General features: G+C 31.7%; 19 protein-coding genes and 1 tRNA gene. 17 read left to right on the forward strand and 3 right to left on the reverse strand.

What is annotated here, in order from left to right:
- Positions 1-9 precede the first annotated feature (9 nt).
- The gene (locus DFR54_RS11845) at positions 10-1,527 is read left to right on the forward strand and encodes a response regulator transcription factor (RefSeq protein ID WP_114290380.1); all 1,518 of its coding nucleotides are present in this window, start codon (positions 10-12) and stop codon (positions 1,525-1,527) included.
- A 20-nt stretch (positions 1,528-1,547) separates the two neighbouring features.
- Here DFR54_RS11845 and DFR54_RS11850 read toward each other — a convergent pair whose 3' ends face one another.
- The gene (locus DFR54_RS11850; RefSeq protein ID WP_114290381.1) at positions 1,548-2,093 is read right to left on the reverse strand and encodes a P-loop NTPase family protein; all 546 of its coding nucleotides are present in this window, start codon (positions 2,091-2,093) and stop codon (positions 1,548-1,550) included.
- Between the two features lie 192 nt (positions 2,094-2,285).
- On the opposite strand from DFR54_RS11850, the gene DFR54_RS11855 reads away from it, so the two are divergent.
- Positions 2,286-2,358: transfer RNA gene (locus DFR54_RS11855), tRNA-Thr, on the forward strand.
- A gap of 82 nt (positions 2,359-2,440) precedes the next feature.
- On the opposite strand, the gene DFR54_RS11860 is transcribed toward DFR54_RS11855, so the two are convergent.
- A complete protein-coding gene (locus tag DFR54_RS11860) occupies positions 2,441-2,779 on the reverse strand; it encodes a zinc ribbon domain-containing protein YjdM (protein WP_114290382.1) in 339 nt (112 codons plus the stop codon).
- 215 nt (positions 2,780-2,994) lie between these two features.
- Here DFR54_RS11860 and mltG point away from each other — a divergent pair, with 215 nt between their 5' ends.
- From mltG to DFR54_RS11895, 7 genes are all read left to right on the forward strand, one after another.
- Positions 2,995-4,284, forward strand: a complete 1,290-nt coding sequence (mltG, locus tag DFR54_RS11865; RefSeq protein WP_086342595.1) for an endolytic transglycosylase MltG — start codon at positions 2,995-2,997, stop codon at positions 4,282-4,284.
- Positions 4,285-4,453: 169 nt separating this feature from the next.
- The gene (gene greA, locus DFR54_RS11870) at positions 4,454-4,927 is read left to right on the forward strand and encodes a transcription elongation factor GreA (RefSeq protein ID WP_114290413.1); all 474 of its coding nucleotides are present in this window, start codon (positions 4,454-4,456) and stop codon (positions 4,925-4,927) included.
- Between the two features lie 152 nt (positions 4,928-5,079).
- The gene (liaF, locus tag DFR54_RS11875) at positions 5,080-5,811 is read left to right on the forward strand and encodes a cell wall-active antibiotics response protein LiaF (protein ID WP_114290384.1); all 732 of its coding nucleotides are present in this window, start codon (positions 5,080-5,082) and stop codon (positions 5,809-5,811) included.
- Positions 5,808-6,887 carry a sensor histidine kinase gene (locus tag DFR54_RS11880; protein ID WP_086342597.1) on the forward strand — a complete coding sequence of 360 codons (1,080 nt, stop codon included), beginning with the start codon at positions 5,808-5,810 and terminating at the stop codon, positions 6,885-6,887. The genes liaF and DFR54_RS11880 overlap by 4 nt, the downstream gene beginning before the upstream one ends.
- Entirely contained in the window at positions 6,880-7,512 is a 633-nt protein-coding gene (locus DFR54_RS11885) for a response regulator (RefSeq protein WP_114290385.1), read from the forward strand. The genes DFR54_RS11880 and DFR54_RS11885 overlap by 8 nt, the downstream gene beginning before the upstream one ends.
- Positions 7,513-7,541: 29 nt before the next feature.
- The gene (locus tag DFR54_RS11890) at positions 7,542-8,207 is read left to right on the forward strand and encodes a potassium channel family protein (protein ID WP_114290386.1); all 666 of its coding nucleotides are present in this window, start codon (positions 7,542-7,544) and stop codon (positions 8,205-8,207) included.
- Positions 8,208-8,281: 74 nt separating this feature from the next.
- Positions 8,282-8,569 (forward strand): HesB/YadR/YfhF family protein, encoded by a 288-nt coding sequence (locus DFR54_RS11895; RefSeq protein WP_086342600.1) that lies wholly within the window; start codon positions 8,282-8,284, stop codon positions 8,567-8,569.
- 57 nt (positions 8,570-8,626) lie between these two features.
- On the opposite strand, the gene DFR54_RS11900 is transcribed toward DFR54_RS11895, so the two are convergent.
- Positions 8,627-9,433 carry a DUF1189 domain-containing protein gene (locus DFR54_RS11900; protein ID WP_114290387.1) on the reverse strand — a complete coding sequence of 269 codons (807 nt, stop codon included), beginning with the start codon at positions 9,431-9,433 and terminating at the stop codon, positions 8,627-8,629.
- A 159-nt stretch (positions 9,434-9,592) separates the two neighbouring features.
- On the opposite strand from DFR54_RS11900, the gene DFR54_RS11905 reads away from it, so the two are divergent.
- The 8 genes from DFR54_RS11905 to glmS all read left to right on the forward strand — a co-directional run bounded on the left by DFR54_RS11905 (position 9,593) and on the right by glmS (position 19,472).
- Complete coding sequence (locus DFR54_RS11905; RefSeq protein WP_086342602.1) at positions 9,593-10,198, forward strand: superoxide dismutase; 606 nt, start codon at positions 9,593-9,595, stop codon at positions 10,196-10,198.
- A 181-nt stretch (positions 10,199-10,379) separates the two neighbouring features.
- Positions 10,380-10,685, forward strand: coding sequence for a DUF1507 family protein (locus DFR54_RS11910; RefSeq protein ID WP_114290388.1), 306 nt, complete (start codon positions 10,380-10,382; stop codon positions 10,683-10,685).
- Positions 10,686-10,690: 5 nt separating this feature from the next.
- The gene (locus DFR54_RS11915; protein WP_114290389.1) at positions 10,691-11,917 is read left to right on the forward strand and encodes an FtsW/RodA/SpoVE family cell cycle protein; all 1,227 of its coding nucleotides are present in this window, start codon (positions 10,691-10,693) and stop codon (positions 11,915-11,917) included.
- A gap of 20 nt (positions 11,918-11,937) precedes the next feature.
- Positions 11,938-15,363, forward strand: a complete 3,426-nt coding sequence (locus DFR54_RS11920) for a pyruvate carboxylase (protein WP_114290390.1) — start codon at positions 11,938-11,940, stop codon at positions 15,361-15,363.
- A gap of 24 nt (positions 15,364-15,387) precedes the next feature.
- Positions 15,388-16,533, forward strand: coding sequence for a CAP-associated domain-containing protein (locus tag DFR54_RS11925; protein ID WP_114290391.1), 1,146 nt, complete (start codon positions 15,388-15,390; stop codon positions 16,531-16,533).
- Positions 16,530-16,958 (forward strand): YlbF/YmcA family competence regulator, encoded by a 429-nt coding sequence (locus tag DFR54_RS11930; RefSeq protein ID WP_114290392.1) that lies wholly within the window; start codon positions 16,530-16,532, stop codon positions 16,956-16,958. The genes DFR54_RS11925 and DFR54_RS11930 overlap by 4 nt, the downstream gene beginning before the upstream one ends.
- Positions 16,948-17,295: a YlbG family protein gene (locus tag DFR54_RS11935; protein ID WP_114290393.1), complete on the forward strand. Its 348-nt coding sequence runs from the start codon at positions 16,948-16,950 to the stop codon at positions 17,293-17,295. The genes DFR54_RS11930 and DFR54_RS11935 overlap by 11 nt, the downstream gene beginning before the upstream one ends.
- Positions 17,296-17,663: 368 nt before the next feature.
- On the forward strand, positions 17,664-19,472 hold the full coding sequence (gene glmS / locus DFR54_RS11940) for a glutamine--fructose-6-phosphate transaminase (isomerizing) (protein ID WP_114290394.1): 1,809 nt from the start codon (positions 17,664-17,666) through the stop codon (positions 19,470-19,472).
- Positions 19,473-19,558: the final 86 nt, after the last annotated feature.

The raw sequence follows: 19,558 nt of genomic DNA on the forward strand, positions 1-19,558 counted from the left end.
GTAGTTGGTATGTACAAAGTCATGCTTGTTGATGATGAGTATATGATACTCGAAGGGTTAAAGCAGATTATTCCGTGGAGTGAATTAGGATTTGAAGTTGTAAAAACAGCTAAAAGGGGTCAAGAAGCCCTAGATTACTTAAATGAAAATGAAGTTGATTTATTAATCACAGATGTTACCATGCCTAAAATGAGTGGGATAGACTTAGTTCGTCAAGTTAGAAAGCTATATCCTCATTTACGTGTATTAATTCTCTCTGGCTATCAAGAATTTGAATATGTGAAGCAAGGAATGGAGTTAGGTGTTAAAGGGTATTTAGTGAAACCTGTTAATAAAGCAGAATTAGCTGAAAAAGTAACTCAAATTAAAGGTGAGCTTGAAGAAGAGGAGTTACTAGATTTAAAAAAAGAATTTTATTATGAAACGATGATCCAAAAATGGTTGAATGATGAAATCAATGAAGATGAATTTTTTAGTTTCTTAGATGAGCTGAATCATACTGTTAATTCTGCTTATTCTGTATTAATTATTAATCAATATGATTCTAATATCAGTCTAAAAAGTTATGCTAAAAAATATAATCAACCCTTTATTATTCAAAATGATAGTTTATATCAGCAACAAACGATTATTATTTATGAAGGAAATCGCTCTGATTTAAACTTATTTGTTCGAGGCATAGAAGAAAAATTAGCTGAGAATCATTTTAAAATTATTTTAGGTGAATCTGTTTCAGATTGGGATAATGTCTATGAAAGTTTTGAAAAAGCTAAAAAAATAGCGTTGTTTGATGAATTTTATGGTTCAAACGATCAGACGAAAACAGTTGTAAAATTAACTGATACAGATGATGAAGAGGCGAAACTCCATTTCTTATCTTTTAATAAAGCATTAATGATTGGTGATATGACAACTATTAAAGATGAACTAGAAGATATTTATGAGCAAATGAGAGCTTATCGTTATTCACCTGAAAATGTTCGTCATGTGACGTTTTTATTATTTACTGATATTTATCGTCAATTTCCAACTTTAGATAAAGAAATTTATGATGATACCTTAACTAAAATTCATACAAGTAACAGTATTCACGATTTAAAAAAATGGTTATCAGATATTTTAGATACTTTATATGAGAACCCGGATATGGGGAAAAGGTATTCAGATCTTGTTGCTGGTGCGATTAATATTATTGCAACAGATTTTAAAATGGATTTATCACTGAAAATAGCAGCTGAAAGGCTACATGTCAATCCTGTTTATTTAGGCCAATTATTTAGTAAAGAAACTGAGCGTAGTTTTTCTCAGTACTTAAATCAAACAAGAATTAAAAAAGCGCAATACGGTTTACTTAATACAAATAAGCCAATCAACGAGGTAGGCTATGATGTTGGTTACAATAATCCTACCTACTTTTTCAAAATGTTTCGTAAGTTAAATGGCTTAACGCCTAAAGAATTTAGAGAGAAATATATGACAAATTATCAATCAGTTGAAGAAGATAAAGAAAACCAAAGTGAAATCTAACATGATAGAGTTCACTTTGGTTAATTTTGATACATACTTCGACGTCGTTCTTCTTTGTGTTTTTCCAGTCGCAATTGTTTTTTGATATATTGATGAAGTCTTTTTTCACTTTGAGGTGATTCTAAAATCATTACTTTTGCTGATTGGTTATACAAGCTACCTTTAATAGAAGGTAATCTTTTTTTAAAGCGGCTATTCCACTTGAAAAGTTTGAACATTCGCTTAACAGTTTTTCTTTTTTGAGTCCAGTTTCTCTTTGAATCAAAGACTTGGCTACAAGTTCGTTTAAAGACTCTAAATTGTGTAATATATAAAGGATAATCAAGGACAACTATTAAATCAGCATCATGGAAGCTTCTAGTAGTCCAAGGACTTACTTGAACACCTTCAATAATCCAGGAGTCTAACCTATCTAAACGTTTATTTAAAGCTGTCATACGTTGTTCTTTATCTTTAATTTTTAGGAAATCATCTAAAGAAATCCCTTGAATTATATATTTTTCTTGAAGCTTTATCGTTAAAGAAGTTTTTCCACTCCCAGCATAACCAATGATTCTAATTTTCATTTATTATCTATCTCCAGTCATTCAATCTCTTTAAGATTACAATAAACGGGAAATAAATTCAATAACCCAACTGATTTTATTCTTATTAATTAAGGAAAGTAAAGACTGTTGAGTAAATTGAAAACCTGGTAGAATCTATTGACTTATTTAAGTAATTTGGGTATTCTATAATTTGTTGTGAGGCATAATTATGCCGCCTTAGCTCAGTAGGTAGAGCGTTTGCATGGTAAGCAAAAGGTCACCAGTTCAATCCTGGTAGGTGGCTCTCATCATTAAAAGCTTGGTTTCTCTAATGAAATCAAGCTTTTTTGATACAAAAAAACCAGTAGTTAAGCTGGCAAAATAGATTATATTTTTTTGACAAATTCTGATTTTAATTTCATAGCACCAAAACCATCAATTTTACAATCAATGTTGTGATCACTATCAACAAGGCGAATATTTTTAACTTTCGTACCTTGCTTAACAGGATTACTAGCACCCTTAACTTTTAAGTCTTTAATAACAGTGACACTATCACCGTCTTGTAAAATATTTCCATTAGAATCTTTTACAATAAAAGCGTCTGTTTCTTCTGTTCCTGCTTCTTGTGACCACTCGTGAGCACACTCTGGGCAAATAAAAAGACTACCATCTTCATAAGTGTATCTTGAGTTACATTCAGGACAATTAGGTAATGCAGTCATAAAAAAACTCCTTTCACAATATTCATTAGCTAGTTTACCTTATTTGTTATAAAAAAGGAAGTTTATTAATGAAAATAGATGTTTCACAAAAGTTAAGATTTAAATAGGAATAACTAAATAACAGTAAAAAGATATAAAACATGTTTGGAATTTTAGCATAATCATGTATAATGATAGGAGCAAATTTAAAAAAACATGTTAAGGAGGACAACTTTTTGACTAATCATGATGACGAATTTAACCAAAAAGATGACAGTCCTAAATCGGGAAAAGATTTTAAGGAGTATGTACTGAATTCATTACACGAAGAACCTACTTCAGACAAAGATCCTGAAGCTCAAAGTATAGTAGAAGAAGAACCACAACCAAGAGTTGAAAGAAGAAATAGAAGAGATGATTCTCAAAAATATAATAGCCGTAAAAAAGAAAATAATATGGTGAAAAAAATCGTGATTATTGTATCTGTTGCTTTAATCGTAACAGTCGGAATTGCTGCTTTTTCATTCTATAGTTTCTTTAAATCAAGTTTAAAACCTTTAGATCCTAAAAATGACAAACTAGTCCAAGTTGAAATTCCAATTGGTAGCTCAAGTAAACAAATAGGGCAAGTGCTTGAAAAAGATAAAGTAATTAAAAGTGGACTTGTATTTTCATACTACGTCAAAATGAATAATATTTCTGACTTCCAAGCTGGATTCTACCAAATGGCTCCTAATATGACATTAGAAGAGATTACGAAGAATTTACAAGCTGGTGGAACAGCAGAACCTGAAGCATTAGCAGATGGTAAAATAACTATTCCAGAAGGCTATCAAGTTGATCAAATCGCTAAACTATTTGAGGAAAATACAAAAGTAAAACAGGATGAATTTTTAGCCCTAATGAATGATGAAAATTTCTTTAATGAAATGGTAGAAAAATATCCTAAATTATTAACAAGTGCTAAAGAGGCTAAAGATGTTAGATATAAATTAGAAGGTTATTTATATCCAGCTACTTATAATTATTATGATGATAAAGGCTTAAAAGATGTTGTTGAGCAAATGATTAATAAAATGGACCAAGTAATGGCTCCTTATTATGATGTTATTGCTGAGAAGAAAATGACAGTTCATGAAGTATTAAGTATTGCCTCTTTAGTTGAAAAAGAAGGTGTAACTGAAGAAGATAGAAGAAAAATAGCTCAAGTCTTTTTAAATCGTTTAGCTATTGATATGCCAATTCAGTCAGATATTTCAATTCTTTATGCAATGGATGAACATAAGGTTCACTTGTCTATTAAAGACACGAAAGTAGATTCACCGTATAACTTGTATGTTAATACAGGAACAGGGCCTGGACCTTTTAATAACCCTAGTCAAGAAGCAATAGACACTGTATTAAATCCAACACCAAATAATTATATTTATTTCTTAGCTGATGTAGATACTGGTAAAGTTTACTATGCTGAAACTTATGAGGAACATTTACAACTTAAGGAAGAATATATTGATAGTAAAAATTAGTGTGAAATAAATAAAAACGTTGATTAAAAATAACTTTTTAATGTTTACTTTTTAATCCTAACGTGGTAATCTGTTTGTTATATTGAAAGTGAAAAGCTTTTCCGATACACTTCGGAAAAGCTATTCATTTGTTATAGAACTTAGTATTGTTTTAAGGAGACGTGCGTCAATTATGGAAAAAGTATATCCAATGACTTTAGAAGGTAAAGAAAAATTAGAATTAGAACTTGAAGAATTAAAAACGGTTAAACGTAAAGAAATCGTTGAACGTATAAAAATCGCTCGTAGTTTTGGGGATTTATCAGAGAACTCTGAGTACGAATCAGCAAAAGATGAGCAAGCCTTTGTAGAAGGTCGTATTACAACATTAGAAAATATGATTCGTTTTGCCCAAATTATTGATAACAATAATGTATCAAAAGATGAAGTATCTATTGGTAGAACAGTTACTTTTGTTGAGTTACCAGATGGTGATGAGGAAGAGTACACTATCGTAGGTAGTGCAGAAGCTGATCCTTTTTCAGGTAAAATTTCAAATGATTCACCGATTGCTAAAGCTTTAATTGGTAAAAAATTAAAAGATACAGTAATAATTAGCACTCCAGGTGGAGACATGGAAGTTAGAATTGAAAAAATTTCATAATACAATTAAAGTTATGCTGAATTAAGCATAACTTTTTGTTTTTAATCTAGGACTAAAGTCTTAGCAAATTTTGGTTCTTTTGTGCTTTTATTAAATGCATTATTATAGGTATACTATAGATAATAATGTAAGAGAAAAGGAGCGACTTTTTTATGGAAAGCTCATGGAGATTTTTTATTGTCACAGAGTTATTATTACTCATCTGGGCAGCGTATCTATTATTAGGTAACATACCTATTCTACTATTTATGATTTTTGCGATTATTAATTTTGTTTACTCAATGAAAAAAGTTCACAAAACTTCATTTAATCATTTTCAAAAATATGCCAGTTTATTTGTTATTGTCCTATGTTTATTAAGTACACCAGTTGTGTGGTTAATGTTAGTACTTGCTGTTTTATTTGTTGGCTTAAAAGGTATCGAAGTTTCAGGTATTCAATTATTTGATAACGCACCTTGGCGTAAAAAACAAATGAAGATGGTTAAAACAGTTGCTAGTGAACCTAAGTCAGGCAGAAGATTTTCTCGTCCTTGGATAGGTAACCAACGTTTTGGCAATGATACTTATGAATGGAATGATATTAATATTTCTGTTTTATCAGGAGATACGATTATTGATTTAGGAAATACGTTATTACCTAAAGAAGATAATGTAGTCATTGTAAGAAAAGGTTTTGGTAAAACAAGAATTATTGTTCCGACTGGAATCGGTATTATGTTAGAACACTCAGCAATGATTGGTGAGGTAAGTTTTGAGGGTGAGCATTATCAATTAAAAAATGAATCTATTAAAATTTATAGTGATGACTATGATGAAGCTGCTAGAAAATTAAAGGTAGTAACGAATACCTTATTAGGAGATCTTGAGGTGATTCGTGTATGATGTCTAAAATAGGGCGTCCTTTAACATTTTTTTATACCTTTTTAATGACATTCATGGTATTAACTTTAACTCTCTACACTTACTTTTATGCTAAAAATCAGCATAAGTGGATGTTAGAGTTAGTTAATACAAGAATGTTTAGAGTGCCATTATTAGTTTATATTATTGTTATTTCATTTGCTGTTAGTGGACTGGTGATGGTCTTGCTTTATGTTTATAATAGAAAAACATTTAGTAAAATAGAAGAAAAAATGCAATTATTAGCGATTGGTAAATACGAACATGATGTTTTAAATAATCATCTTGAAGGTAACATCGATGAAGGCTTGTTAACTGATTTAGATGCTGATATTACAACTGTTAGAGATAAGATGGTTGCTATGTCTAAAGAAATTCAAGATTTGAACAGTGCTCCTAAAATGGTTGAGGGCGAGTCTAAGGAAGAGTTGATTAAAGAAGAACGTCAACGTCTAGCAAGAGAATTGCACGATTCAGTCAGTCAGCAACTTTTTGCTGCAACGATGATGTTATCTGCTTTAAATGAAGGCGTATCAGAATTAGATGTACCAGAAGTGGTTGAAAAGCAAGTTCAAATGATTACTAATATTATTAATACGTCTCAATCAGAGATGAGAGCTTTATTACTTCATCTACGTCCAATTAATTTAGAATCTAAAACCTTAAAACAAGGAATTGAGATGTTGTTAAATGAACTACAAACTAAAATTAATATTGAATTAATTTGGGATGTTGAAGATGTGAAACTACCAAGTTCAGTTGAAGATAACCTATTTAGAATTGTTCAAGAACTACTTTCGAATACATTGCGACATGCTAAGGCGAATTCTTTAGAAGTTTATTTGAAAAAAATCGATAAAACTGTTTTACTAAGAGTAGTAGATGATGGAAAAGGCTTCGATATGAATGAAGCTAAAGTTGGAAGCTACGGCTTGAACAACATGAAAGAAAGAGCCTCTGGTATGGGAGGAACATGTAAAATTATTAGTTTTAAAGGACAAGGAACAAGTATTGAAATTAAAGTGCCATTAATTGAGGAGAGTGACGCGAATGATTAAAACTTTGTTAGTAGATGACCACGAAATGGTTAGGTTAGGTGTATCATCTTATTTGATGATTCAACCAGATATTGAAGTTGTTGCAGAAGCTGAAAATGGTTTACAAGGTTATGAAAAAGCTTTAGACCTTAGACCAGACGTTATTTTAATGGACTTAGTGATGGATGTAATGGATGGAATTGAAGCAACGACAAAAATTCTTTCAGAGTGGCCAGAAGCTAGAATTATTATTGTAACAAGTTTTATTGATGATGAAAAAGTGTATCCAGCCATTGAAGCAGGAGCAGCTGGTTATTTATTAAAAACATCTTCTGCAAAAGATATAGCCAATGCGATTAGATCAGCTCATCAAGGTGAAAAAGTTCTTGAGCCTGAAGTGACAAGTAAAATGATGGAAAAATTATCAAAAGCAAAAGAACATGTCTTACATGAAGATTTAACTAATCGAGAAAAAGAAATCTTACTACTAATTTCAGAAGGTAAAAGTAACCAAGAAATTGCAGATGAACTATTTATTACCCTTAAGACAGTTAAAACTCATGTATCAAACATTTTATCAAAATTAGATGTTGATGATAGAACTCAAGCAGCTATTTATGCCTTTAAACACGGTATAGTAAAATAAAGAAAAGATAATATAGAGGAGAAGGTAACATGCGAAAATCATTCGCTATAATTGGTTTAGGAAGATTCGGCGGAAGTGTCTGTCAGGAATTAATAAAATCAGATCAAGAGGTTTTAGCGATCGATAGTTGTGAAGATCGAGTTAATGAATATATGAATATTGCAACTCACGCAGTTGTAGCTAATGCACAAGATGAGGCAACATTGCGTTCTTTAGGATTAAGAAATTTTGATCATGTAATTGTAGCGATTGGAGAAGATATTCAGGCAAGTATTTTAGTGACGTTGATGGCTAAAGAGATGGGTGTGCCAAAAATTACAGCTAAAGCACAAAATGAATATCATGCTCGTGTTTTAGAGAAAATTGGGGCAGATATTGTTGTCCATCCTGAAAGAGATATGGGAATCAGGTTAGGACATAAGTTAACATCAAATAACATGTTAGACTTTATTGAGTTATCAGAAAACTATTCTCTAGCGGAAGTTATTGTAACTAATAAAAAATTCTATAATCGTACAATCGAAGAAATTAACTTTAGACAACATTTTAATTTAACTATCGTTGCCATTAGAAGAGGGAAAAATGAATTAATTGTTTCTCCACCGGCAGATCAGTTGATATTAGAAAATGACATTTTATTAGTTGTTGGTAAAAATGATGATGTGGATTATTTAGACGACAAAATGATTAAATAGCATTGAGCAAAAAGCTCTTTGCTTTTTTTTTGTTATGTTACAATAACGTTGTAAATAGAAGTGGAGGGGACAAAATGGAATTAACAATAACTCCTGAAGCTATTGCTTGGTTTAAAGAAGAACTTGTTTTAGATAAAGGCGATAGCGTTAGAATATTTGGAAAATACGGTGGAGCAACTAACGTACATGTTGGCTTTTCTACAGGTATAGAAGTAACAACACCTCATCAAGAACGTTTAAGTAAAGATGTAGAAGGCATTCACTTTTTTACGGAACATGGAGATGATTGGTTCTTTTCAGATTATGATTTAGCAATCTCAATTGACGAAAAAACAAAAGAGCCTGTATATATTTATAGTTAAAAAATAGTGTATTTGAAAAAAGAAGTTATGACAAAATATTCTGTCATAACTTCTTTTTTATTTTTTAATTTTTCTATTAGGTCTTGGGAAAATATTAAAGTAAATAATTAAAGTAAAGGCAAGACCAAATGAACCAATAGCAACTTGCGGCCAGATAAATTGTAAGGCTGCTGAAAGAATTGTTGGAAATGTAGAACAGTAAACTAAAATTTTGAAAATTTCAGTGAATTTAAGTTGAACTAATCTTAATTTAGTAAAAATATTAGCAAAGAAAGTCATAATGATTAAATCAAATAATAGACTTAAGAAAATAATAAACATAGAAGTAAATAGAACAACTGTAAATAAAATAGTATTTTGAGATTGATCTGTTAGTAGCTTGCTTAAAAAGTTTTTGTTAATATTATTTAACTGAGGTGTTGAATAGGGTAATGATAAAACATTGCTATCTAAAACGTCAGCTGTAGAACCTGCCGTTGGTAAAATAATCACTGCTTCATTTTTTAGAAGTGCCATAGTTAAAACACCTTTTGTAGCATCAGCTTCAACATCTTTTTTACTTCTTTTTCCTTCAGGGTCAAAAGTGAAAATCATTGAATCAGTTTGATAGATGAAACCTGATTCTTTTTCAGTTGTTGTTAATTCATTATCAGTTACAGAGAATTCAGGTAGCTTATTAACGATTTCTTCTCCGTCATTTTTTAAACTATTTAATAATCCCATACTTTGAAAAACAACTGGTAAACTTAAGATAAAGGTTAGAACCAGCATATATATAAAGACATGAAATCCTTTTTTCTTTCTAGCTTCTATTAAAAGAGCAGGCTGTTTAAAGGTTGCTTTAATCAAATTAAATGTACTCATAAAATCTCCTTCTAGTAATCAATATGCCTAATTGTAACGTTTTTTAGGGGTATTAACAAGTTTTTCAAAATCCAGTTCAATATTTTGTTTTTAAGTGGGTATAATGTTATAGTTGTGTTGTTAGTTATAACACACGAAACATTTAGGAGGAATAAAAAAATGGTTTATACTTTACCAGAATTACCTTATGCAAAAGATGCATTAGAACCACATATTGATGAATTAACTATGACACTTCATCATGATAAACATCACAACACTTATGTGACAAACTTAAACGCTGCGATTGAAAAATATCCAGAATTAGGTTCAAAATCAATTGAAGAGTTAGTGGCAAATTTAAACGATGTTCCTGAGGATATTCGTATGGCAGTAAGAAATAATGGTGGCGGACATGCTAACCACGCTTTCTTCTGGGAAATTATGGGGCCAAACGGTGGCGGTGAGCCAACTGGTGCAATCAAAGAAGGTATCGAATCTACTTTTGGTAGCTATGAAGCATTTAAAGAACAATTCAGCGCAGCTGCTGTTGGACGTTTTGGTTCAGGTTGGGCTTGGTTAGTTGATAACAATGGTAAATTAGAAATTATGTCAACTCCAAACCAAGATTCTCCATTAACTGAAGGAAAAACTCCTTTATTAGGTCTTGATGTATGGGAACATGCTTACTATAAAAAATATAGTAACGTTCGTCCTGATTACATCAAAGCATTCTTTAATGTTATTAACTGGGAAGAAGTTAACAAACGTTTCTCAGCAATTTAATCAATAGATTACAATGAGAGCAAAAGAAAATTCTTTTGCTCTATTTTTATTGTCTGATTTCTTTACAATCATACTCAAAATAGACTATTATAGATAGAAGAAATGAAATCTACTATGGCTTTTTTTGTAAAAAATAACTATTTAAAAATATATGATAAAGAAATTACTAAGGAGGGCTATCATGCTTTTAAATATAATAAAAGATGATGCGTTAGAAGCACTTAATCAAGAAGCCTCAAAAATAAGACAATTAATTACAAATCAAAGAAATTATCAATGTATTACCCAATGTAAAGCCTTTGAGGAAGTTGTTGATACTCAGATGTTTGGTTTTTCAAAACAAGTAGAATATGCACAAAAAATAGGTATCTTAACAAGAGAAGAAGGTACTAAGCTAATCGTTAGTTTAGAGCAAGAATTAAATCAGGTCTACGGACTCGTTTATGACGAACAGAAAAAGAAAGATTTGAGCAATGAGAGGAAGTGAGTTCTGTGCCAAAACGAGTTAAGAAAAAATTATATATGGATTATGGAATATTAATTCCTTATCTCATTTTATCTATTCTAGGAATTATTATGGTATACAGTGCTAGTTCTCCTAAGTTAGCCATGTTAGGACAAAATGCAGGCAAGGATGCCATTAAGCAAGCAGGCTTTTTTATTGTTTCTCTGATAGGAATTACTTTCATTTATCAAATGAAGACAAAAGTTTTTCAAAATAAAAAGTTTATTATGTTTGCGATAGGTATCATTAGTGCAATGTTAATCTTAACTAAGTTTTCTCATCTTGGACAATCAGGTGGTGGAGCAGACGGTTGGTTAAATATTGCAGGTATCACATTGCAACCGGCAGAGTTTTTAAAAATAGTTATTATTTGGTATTTAGCATATATTTTATCTAGAAGACAAGAAAAAATTAATCAAAATTTTAAAGATGCAGCATTGAAGCCTCTTGTGTTAATAGGAGGTTTAATTTTTTTAGTTTTGATACAACCTGATAATGGTGGAGCTGTTATTTTAGCTTTAATAGCAGGTATTATGGTGTTTGCTAGTGGAGTGAACTATCTATATACGGCTATAGCTATAGGTGGTGGAGTAGTCGGTTCTTATTTATTAATAAAGTTTATTTCTTTTACAGGTGGTGCTATTTTCCCTGGAAGATTTCAATATGTTTATAATCGTTTTAGAACTTTCTCAGACCCTTTTGTTGATCCGTTAGGTGATGGTCATCAAATGATTAATTCCTATTTTGCCATGATAAATGGTGGTTGGTTTGGTTTAGGAATTGGTAATAGTATTCAGAAAAAAGGCTACTTATCAGCAGCTCAAACTGACTTTATGTTTTCAATTGTAATTGAAGAACTAGGTTTGGTTATGGCTATAATTATTTTAGGAATTCTACTATTTTTAATCTTAAGAATTTTTAGGATAGGCATAAAATCAAAAAACACCTTTAATTCTATGATGTGTATCGGAATTGCAGGAATGATATTGATTCAAGCTTTTATTAATATAGGGGGCATAACAGGAATTATTCCGTTAACAGGAGTGACATTTCCATTCTTAAGTTCTGGAGGATCAAGTCTAATCACTCTTTCTGTTGGGATTGGTTTTGCTCTTAATATTAGTGCAGATGAAAAGAAAAAACAGTATGATGCTCATAATAAACGCATTCACTTAGAATATACGAATCAAACATTATTAGATTATCCTATGTAGATAGGTTTGGAGGAATGGATATGAAAAAAGTTTTAGTAGCAAATAGAGGAGAAATAGCTATTAGAGTATTTCGAGCTTGTACGGAAATGGGAATCCAAACTGTAGGTATCTATGCAGCAGAGGATGAAAGATCAATTCACCGTTTTAAAGCAGATGAAGCCTATTTAGTTGGTAAAGGGAAAAAACCAATTGATGCTTATCTAGATATTGAAGATATTATTCGTATCGCTAAAGATAGTCATGTAGATGCCATTCATCCAGGATACGGATTTTTATCTGAAAATTTACAATTTGCTAAGCGTTGTGAAGAAGAAGGTATCATTTTTGTTGGTCCAACTGTGAAACATTTAGATATGTTTGGTGATAAAATTAAAGCAAAAGATGCTGCGATTTCTGCTGGGGTACAGTCAATTCCAGGTACAGATGGTCCAGTTGATACAGTGGAAGAAGCTTTAGCCTTTGCCAATGAATTTGGTTACCCTATTATGATTAAAGCAGCTCTTGGTGGTGGTGGACGTGGTATGCGTGTTGCTTACAACGAAGAAGAAGCTAAAGAGGGTTACGTTCGAGCAAAAAGTGAAGCCAAAGCCTCATTTGGTAATGACGAAGTATATGTTGAAAAATACATTTCAAATCCTAAACATATTGAGGTTCAAATTTTAGGAGATACTCGTGGCAATGTGATTCATTTATTTGAAAGAGATTGTTCTGTCCAGCGCCGTCATCAAAAAGTAGTCGAGGTAGCACCGTGTGTTTCTATGTCAGATAGTCAACGGGAAGAAATATGTAACGCAGCTGTGAAATTAATGAAACATGTTAACTATGTAAATGCTGGAACAGTTGAATTTTTAGTGGAGGGAGATAATTATTACTTTATTGAAGTTAACCCTCGTGTTCAGGTAGAACACACTATTACTGAGATGATTACTGATGTTGATATTGTAATGGCTCAATTAGAAATTGCTATGGGAAGAGATTTACATAAGGAAATTGGCATTCCAACACAAGATAAATTAAGTATTCACGGGTACGCGATTCAGTGTCGTATTACAACAGAAGACCCATTAAATAACTTTATGCCAGATACAGGAAAAATCGATACTTATCGTTCTCCAGGTGGTTATGGCATTCGTCTTGACTTAGGAAATGCTTTTGCAGGAGCTGTTGTAACACCCTTTTTTGACTCGTTACTAGTAAAGGTTTGTACCCATGGGATAACTTTTGAACAAACGATTTCAAAAATGCAAAGAGCTTTAAAAGAATTTAGAGTTCGTGGCGTTAAAACTAATATTCCTTTCTTAAGTAATGTGATTTCTCATCCAACATTTAAATCAGGACATGCAATAACAACTTTTATTGATGAGTCTCCTGAATTATTTGAGTTTCCTCGAGTTCGTGACCGTGGAAATAAAACAATGAAATATATAAGTGAAGTAACGGTTAATGGTTTTCCGGGAATTCAAAAAGAAAAGAAAATTTATCACACAAACCCAAGAATTCCTCAGATAATTCAAACAGAACCTAAAATTCTAACAGCTAAAAATATTTTAGATGCCAAAGGTGCAAATGCAGTTGTTGAACATATAAAAAATACAGATGAAGTTTTACTAACTGATACAACTTTTAGAGATGCTCATCAAAGCCTTTTAGCAACACGAGTTAGAACAACAGATTTGAAACAAATTGCTAGAGAAACAGAGCAAGCTATACCTGAATTATTCTCAAGTGAAATGTGGGGTGGAGCAACTTTTGACGTGGCTTACCGTTTCTTAAATGAAGACCCTTGGATTCGCCTTAAAAAATTACGTAAATTAATGCCAAATACATTATTCCAAATGTTATTTAGAGGTTCAAATGCAGTTGGTTATCAAAATTATCCAGATAATGTACTAAAAGAATTTATTGATGTAGCAGCTAGTGAAGGTATAGATGTTTTCCGTATTTTTGATAGCTTAAACTGGTTACCTCAAATGGAAAAAAGTATTCAATATGTTCGTGATGCAGGAAAAATTGCTGAAGGAACAATTTGTTATACGGGAGATGTTATGGATAAAAATCGTGCTAAGTATGACATTGCTTATTATGTAGAAATGGCTAAAGAGCTCGAAAAAATGGGTGCTCATATTATTGCAATTAAAGATATGGCTGGTTTGTTAAAACCTCAAGCTGCGTATCATTTAATCTCTGAATTAAAAGCAACTGTGGATGTGCCGATCCATTTACATACTCATGATACTGCTGGTAATGGAATTATTACGTATTCTGCAGCAACTAAAGCAGGTGTTGATATTGTGGATGTGGCAACAAGTGCCATGAGTAGTGCGACAAGTCAACCAAGTATGAGTAGTTTGTATTATGCTTTAGTGGATGGACCAAGAACACCTAATTTAAATATTGATAAAGTTCAACAAATTAATCACTACTGGGAAGATGTTCGTAAGTTTTACGGACCATTTGAAAATGGCATTAGTGCTCCTCAAACAGAAGTTTATGCCCATGAAATGCCTGGAGGACAATATTCTAACTTACAACAACAAGCTAAAGCAGTTGGTTTAGAAGAGAAATGGGAAGATATTAAAGATCAATACGCTGAAGTTAACTTATTATTTGGTGATATTGTGAAAGTAACTCCTTCATCAAAAGTAGTTGGAGATATGGCTTTATTTATGGTTCAAAATAATTTATCTAACAAGGATATTTATCAAAGAGGTCGTGATTTAAGTTATCCTGAATCAGTAATTAGTTTCTTTAAAGGCGATTTAGGTCAACCAACTGGAGGATTCCCATCTGAATTAAAAGATATTATATTAAATGGTCGTGAATCCATTGATGTTAGACCAGGTTCATTAGCTAAACCAGTTGATTTTGAACAGGTTAAAGCTGAATTAAAAGAGATTGTAGGCTTTGAACCAAGTCAAAAAGATGTTATTAGTTATATTATGTATCCTCAAGTTTTTGTGGATTACTGTAAGATGAATGATAGCTTTGGAGATGTTGAATTACTTGATACTGTAACTTTCTTCCAAGGAATGCGTATTGGTGAAACAATTGAAGTAAACATCGAAAAAGGTAAAACATTAATCATCACTCTTGATCAAATTGGGGATCCAGATATTGAAGGAAATAGAGTCTTATTCTTTAACTTAAATGGTCAAAGAAGAGAAGTTGTTGTTAAAGATACTAATGTTAAATCACAAGTTACGATGAAGGAAAAGGCTGAACCAACTAACAAAGGGCACGTTGCTGCTACTATGTCAGGTTCTGTTTTAGATTGCTTAGTCCAACCAGGAGATACTGTAGAAAAAGGTCAAGCCTTATTAATTACAGAAGCAATGAAGATGGAAACAACCATTCATTCTAAAAGAAATGGTGTTGTGAAACGCGTTTTAGTAACAAGCGGTGAGCCAATTCAATCTGGTGATTTATTGATTGAATTAACAGTTTAGATGATAAAAGAAAGGTAGGAAGAAATGAAACGAATTTTAGAATTTAGTATTTGCTTACTGATTGTAACAAGCTTTTTCTATATGAAACCAGTTGTTTCTTCCTACAATCAACCTAAGCCTAAAAATGATTTGATTGTTGAAGAAGTTAAGGTTTCTCACAAATCTGTTCCTTACTATGAATTAAATACAACTGGAATGGCAGTTCATATTGGAAAAACAAAACAAGAATTTCTAAAAGAATTTCCTAAGCCTAAAAAGGACTTAACCTCTTTCCATGGAACAGAGTGGCTAATCTACGGAGATAACACGGAAGATTATTATCAAGTGGAGATAAAAAATCATGTAGTTTCAAGTATTTTCCTCTTAGGAGATCACTTAGAATCGTCTCCCTTTTCAATGGGAATGAATTTAGTTGATTTAGCTGAAATTACAACTATTTTTTCAAACTTTAATTTTGAATACGGTGATGAAAAATATGAGGTGGAGCTGACAGAGGATGATATGAATTATCGTCCTTTAGTGGCTTTTAACAACGGCACATTTGCCATGCTCCATATTAATCAAGGTAATGGTCAATTAATGGCGATTAGATATTTAGACAAAAATAGTTTGTTAAGCATTATGCCGTATCAAATGAACCAAGAAAACAAGGTTAAAGATAATTTAGAAACATCCGATGAAGCTTGGCAACAAGTGAATCAGGATAACAGAGAGCAATTGATATCAATTTTAAACTTATTAAGACTTAGAGAAGAGAAAAATAGTTACCAGGTAGATACAAAACTACAATTAGGAACTACTAAATCCTTAGAAGTCTTACAAAAGAATCCAGAAGTTGTTTTCACTGAACCAGAACGAATGGATATGTGGAAAAAAGTTAGTGAAGAAAAAGATGAATCTAAATCCTTTTTACTAAACAGTAAAGAGATTAGTTCTTTAGCAAATGAAATGGAATTAGATGAAAAGAAAATTCATGGAATTTTTTATTATCCAGTATCAGATGTCCCTTTTATGATTACTAATTGGTACGGGAGTCGTTTTTTTCACGAAGAATTAACACATAAAAAAGATAAATTAATTGGTGTCTCTTTTGAAAAAGAGATGGTTATGACCTTCTTAGGTCCTAAAAATGAAAATGAGCAAACTAAGGAAAGTAGTGGCGAAAAATGATATTCAATGAAACTGTTTTTGAAGTTGAGTCAATCTTAACCGAGTTATCAAATAGTATTAATGAAAGTCAGTTAGTTGCCGATTATATTAGTAGCTATCATGTAATGAATAAAAGCGATGAAGTTGCGAAGTTAAGAAAAGATTTTAAAGAAGTTAAAGAAGCATTCGAAAAGATTGAGCCATACGGTAAATATGCACCTGATTTCAAAGAAAAACGAAGAGCAGTTCGTAAGGTAAAACGAGAATTAGATACAAATGAATTAGTAAGTAACTTTAAGTTTAATGAAACTTCCTTGCAAAATATGCTAGATTACATTACATTTGATATAGCGAAATCAATTTCAGATGATATAAAAATTGATGCAGGCAACCCATTTTTTGAGTTTGCTAAAAGAGGATGCGGAGGTAGCTGTCATGTTGGATAATGAGACGTACGATACGCTGGATGTAACCCCAAGGAGAGGTTTAATAATTTGGGTATATAGCTTAAAACAATTAAAAAATCTAAGAAGATTTGGCTATGTCCATCATGTATCTCGTAAACAAAAGTATGTTGTTTTATATGTGGATGATATCGATATTGAAACAACAATTGAAAGAATTGAAAAACTCTTTTTTGTTAGAAGTGTAGAGAAATCTATGCGACCAGATATAAACATGAATTTTGACAACAGATTAGGTAATAAAGAAGTTAAGGCAGAAGAACCTGTTGAATTTGAAGAACAAAATACTGAAATTGTATTAGCAGATTTTGTCCACTAGAAGTTGAAAAGTAGGATGAAAAAGACTTGGAAGCAAGTCTTTTTTTGTTGCTAATTTTTAATATAACATATATACCAATTTATTTTTTTATTCTTTAAAATATCGAAAAAGATTGACCTTGATAGTTATTAAGGTTAATATGATGATGTTTCTGTTTTAGGTGGCTGAAATAATGATTTAGTATACCTTTTAAAAAAGCGCCAGACCTTACTTAAGGTGACGAGGAAAGAATTTATCGAAGATTTTCGGCGGATAATTCTAGGATCTGCATTCTATAGAGTTCTGACAAAATTAAGTAGCAATACTTTTGCCAAAACAGAATTCAAGCAGAACAGAAACGAATTAGATAAAGAAAGTTGGAAAAAAAGATGTGCGGAATTGTAGGAGTAGTAGGAAATGTAGCAGCAAAGGATATTGTGATTTCTGGACTACATAAATTAGAATATAGAGGATATGATTCAGCAGGAATTATGCTAAGTGAAAACTCAAATGTGTTAATCAAGAAAACACCTGGAAGAGTTAGCGAATTAGAAAAATTAGTTGCTCATGTTAACGGATTTTCAACAGGTATTGGACACACAAGATGGGCGACACATGGAGAGCCCAAAAAAGAAAATGCTCATCCTCACGTCTCAAAATGTGGGCGTTTTGGTTTAGTTCATAATGGTGTGATTGAAAATTACGAGGAATTAAAGGAAAACTATTTATCTCATGTATCACTTTCAGGAGATACTGATAGTGAAGTTATTGTTGAAGTTATTAGCTATTTTGCTAGTCAAGGATTAGATACAATGGCTGCTTTTTCTAAAACTTTAGAAGAAGTTAAAGGTTCATATGCTTTAGCTTTAATTGATGTAGAAGAAGATGATAGACTTTATTTAGCCAAACATAAAAGCCCACTCTTAATTGGTTTAGGAGAGAACTATAACTTAGTAGGCAGTGATGCCATGGCAATGATTAGTGAAACTAATGAGTTTATTGAAATTATGGATAAAGAAAGAATTATTTTAACAGCCACTGAAATGACAATTTATAATGAAGAGGGTGTTGAAGTTACTAGAGATTCTTATATCGCTGAAATTGATGCCAGCGATACAGAAAAAGGGTTATATGCTCATTACATGTTAAAAGAAATTGACGAGCAACCAGCAGTGATTAGAACCTTAATACAAGAGTATTTAACAATTGATGGTAAAACAACTATTTCAAGTGATATCTTAGCTGATATGAGTGAATCAGACCGAATTTATATTGTTGGGTGTGGAACGAGTTGGCATGCCGGTTTAGTAGGTAAAAAATTAATTGAAGAATTAACAGGGATTCCAGTTGAAGTTCACTTAGCTAGTGAGATGGGGTATGATATGCCAATTTTATCTAATAATCCTTTCTTCCTGTTTTTAACACAAAGCGGAGAAACTGCTGATAGCCGTCAGGTACTAGTGAAAGTAAATGAATTAAATTTACCTTCTCTTACAATTACTAATGTAAAAGGCTCAACTCTCTCAAGAGAAGCAACTCATACTCTATTACTTCATGCAGGCCCAGAAATAGCAGTAGCATCAACTAAAGCTTACACTTCGCAAATTGCAGTTATGTTATTACTTGCTAAAGCTTTAGGTGAGGAAAAAAATAGAGAAACTGCTAAAGAGTTAGATATTATTCATGAATTAAGTATTGTGGCTGGTGCGATGGAATCTTTAGTAGATGATAAAGAAAATTATGCGACTTTAAGTGAAGATTACTTAGGAACAACTAGAAACGCATTTTATATTGGACGTAGTTTAGATTATGCTGTTTCATTAGAAGGAGCTTTAAAATTAAAAGAAATTTCTTATATTCAGGCAGAAGGTTTTGCCGCTGGTGAATTAAAACATGGAACAATCGCTTTAATCGAAGAAGGAACACCAGTTATTGGATTAATTTCAAACAAAGAGACTAGTGCTCATACGAGAGGAAATTTAAAAGAAGTGGAATCAAGAGGAGCTAGGACTTTAGTTATTGCTCTTGAAGGTTTAGAAAAAGTAGATGATCAAATTTGTTTACCACATGTTCATGAATTGTTAACACCACTTGTTATGGTCATTCCTTTACAGTTAATTGCATATTACGCAAGCTTACAAAGAGGATTAGATGTTGATAAACCAAGAAATCTTGCTAAAAGTGTCACAGTTGAATAAATTAAAATAGTTATGTTATAATACTAAAAAAAGAAAGAGGTGAATACTTAATGGTCAGTGCAGACAATGTAAATAACAAAAGCATA

Origin of the sequence: Vagococcus fluvialis (assembly GCF_003337315.1) — a bacterium.
In the GTDB taxonomy this organism is placed as follows: Bacteria; Bacillota; Bacilli; order Lactobacillales; family Vagococcaceae; genus Vagococcus; species Vagococcus fluvialis.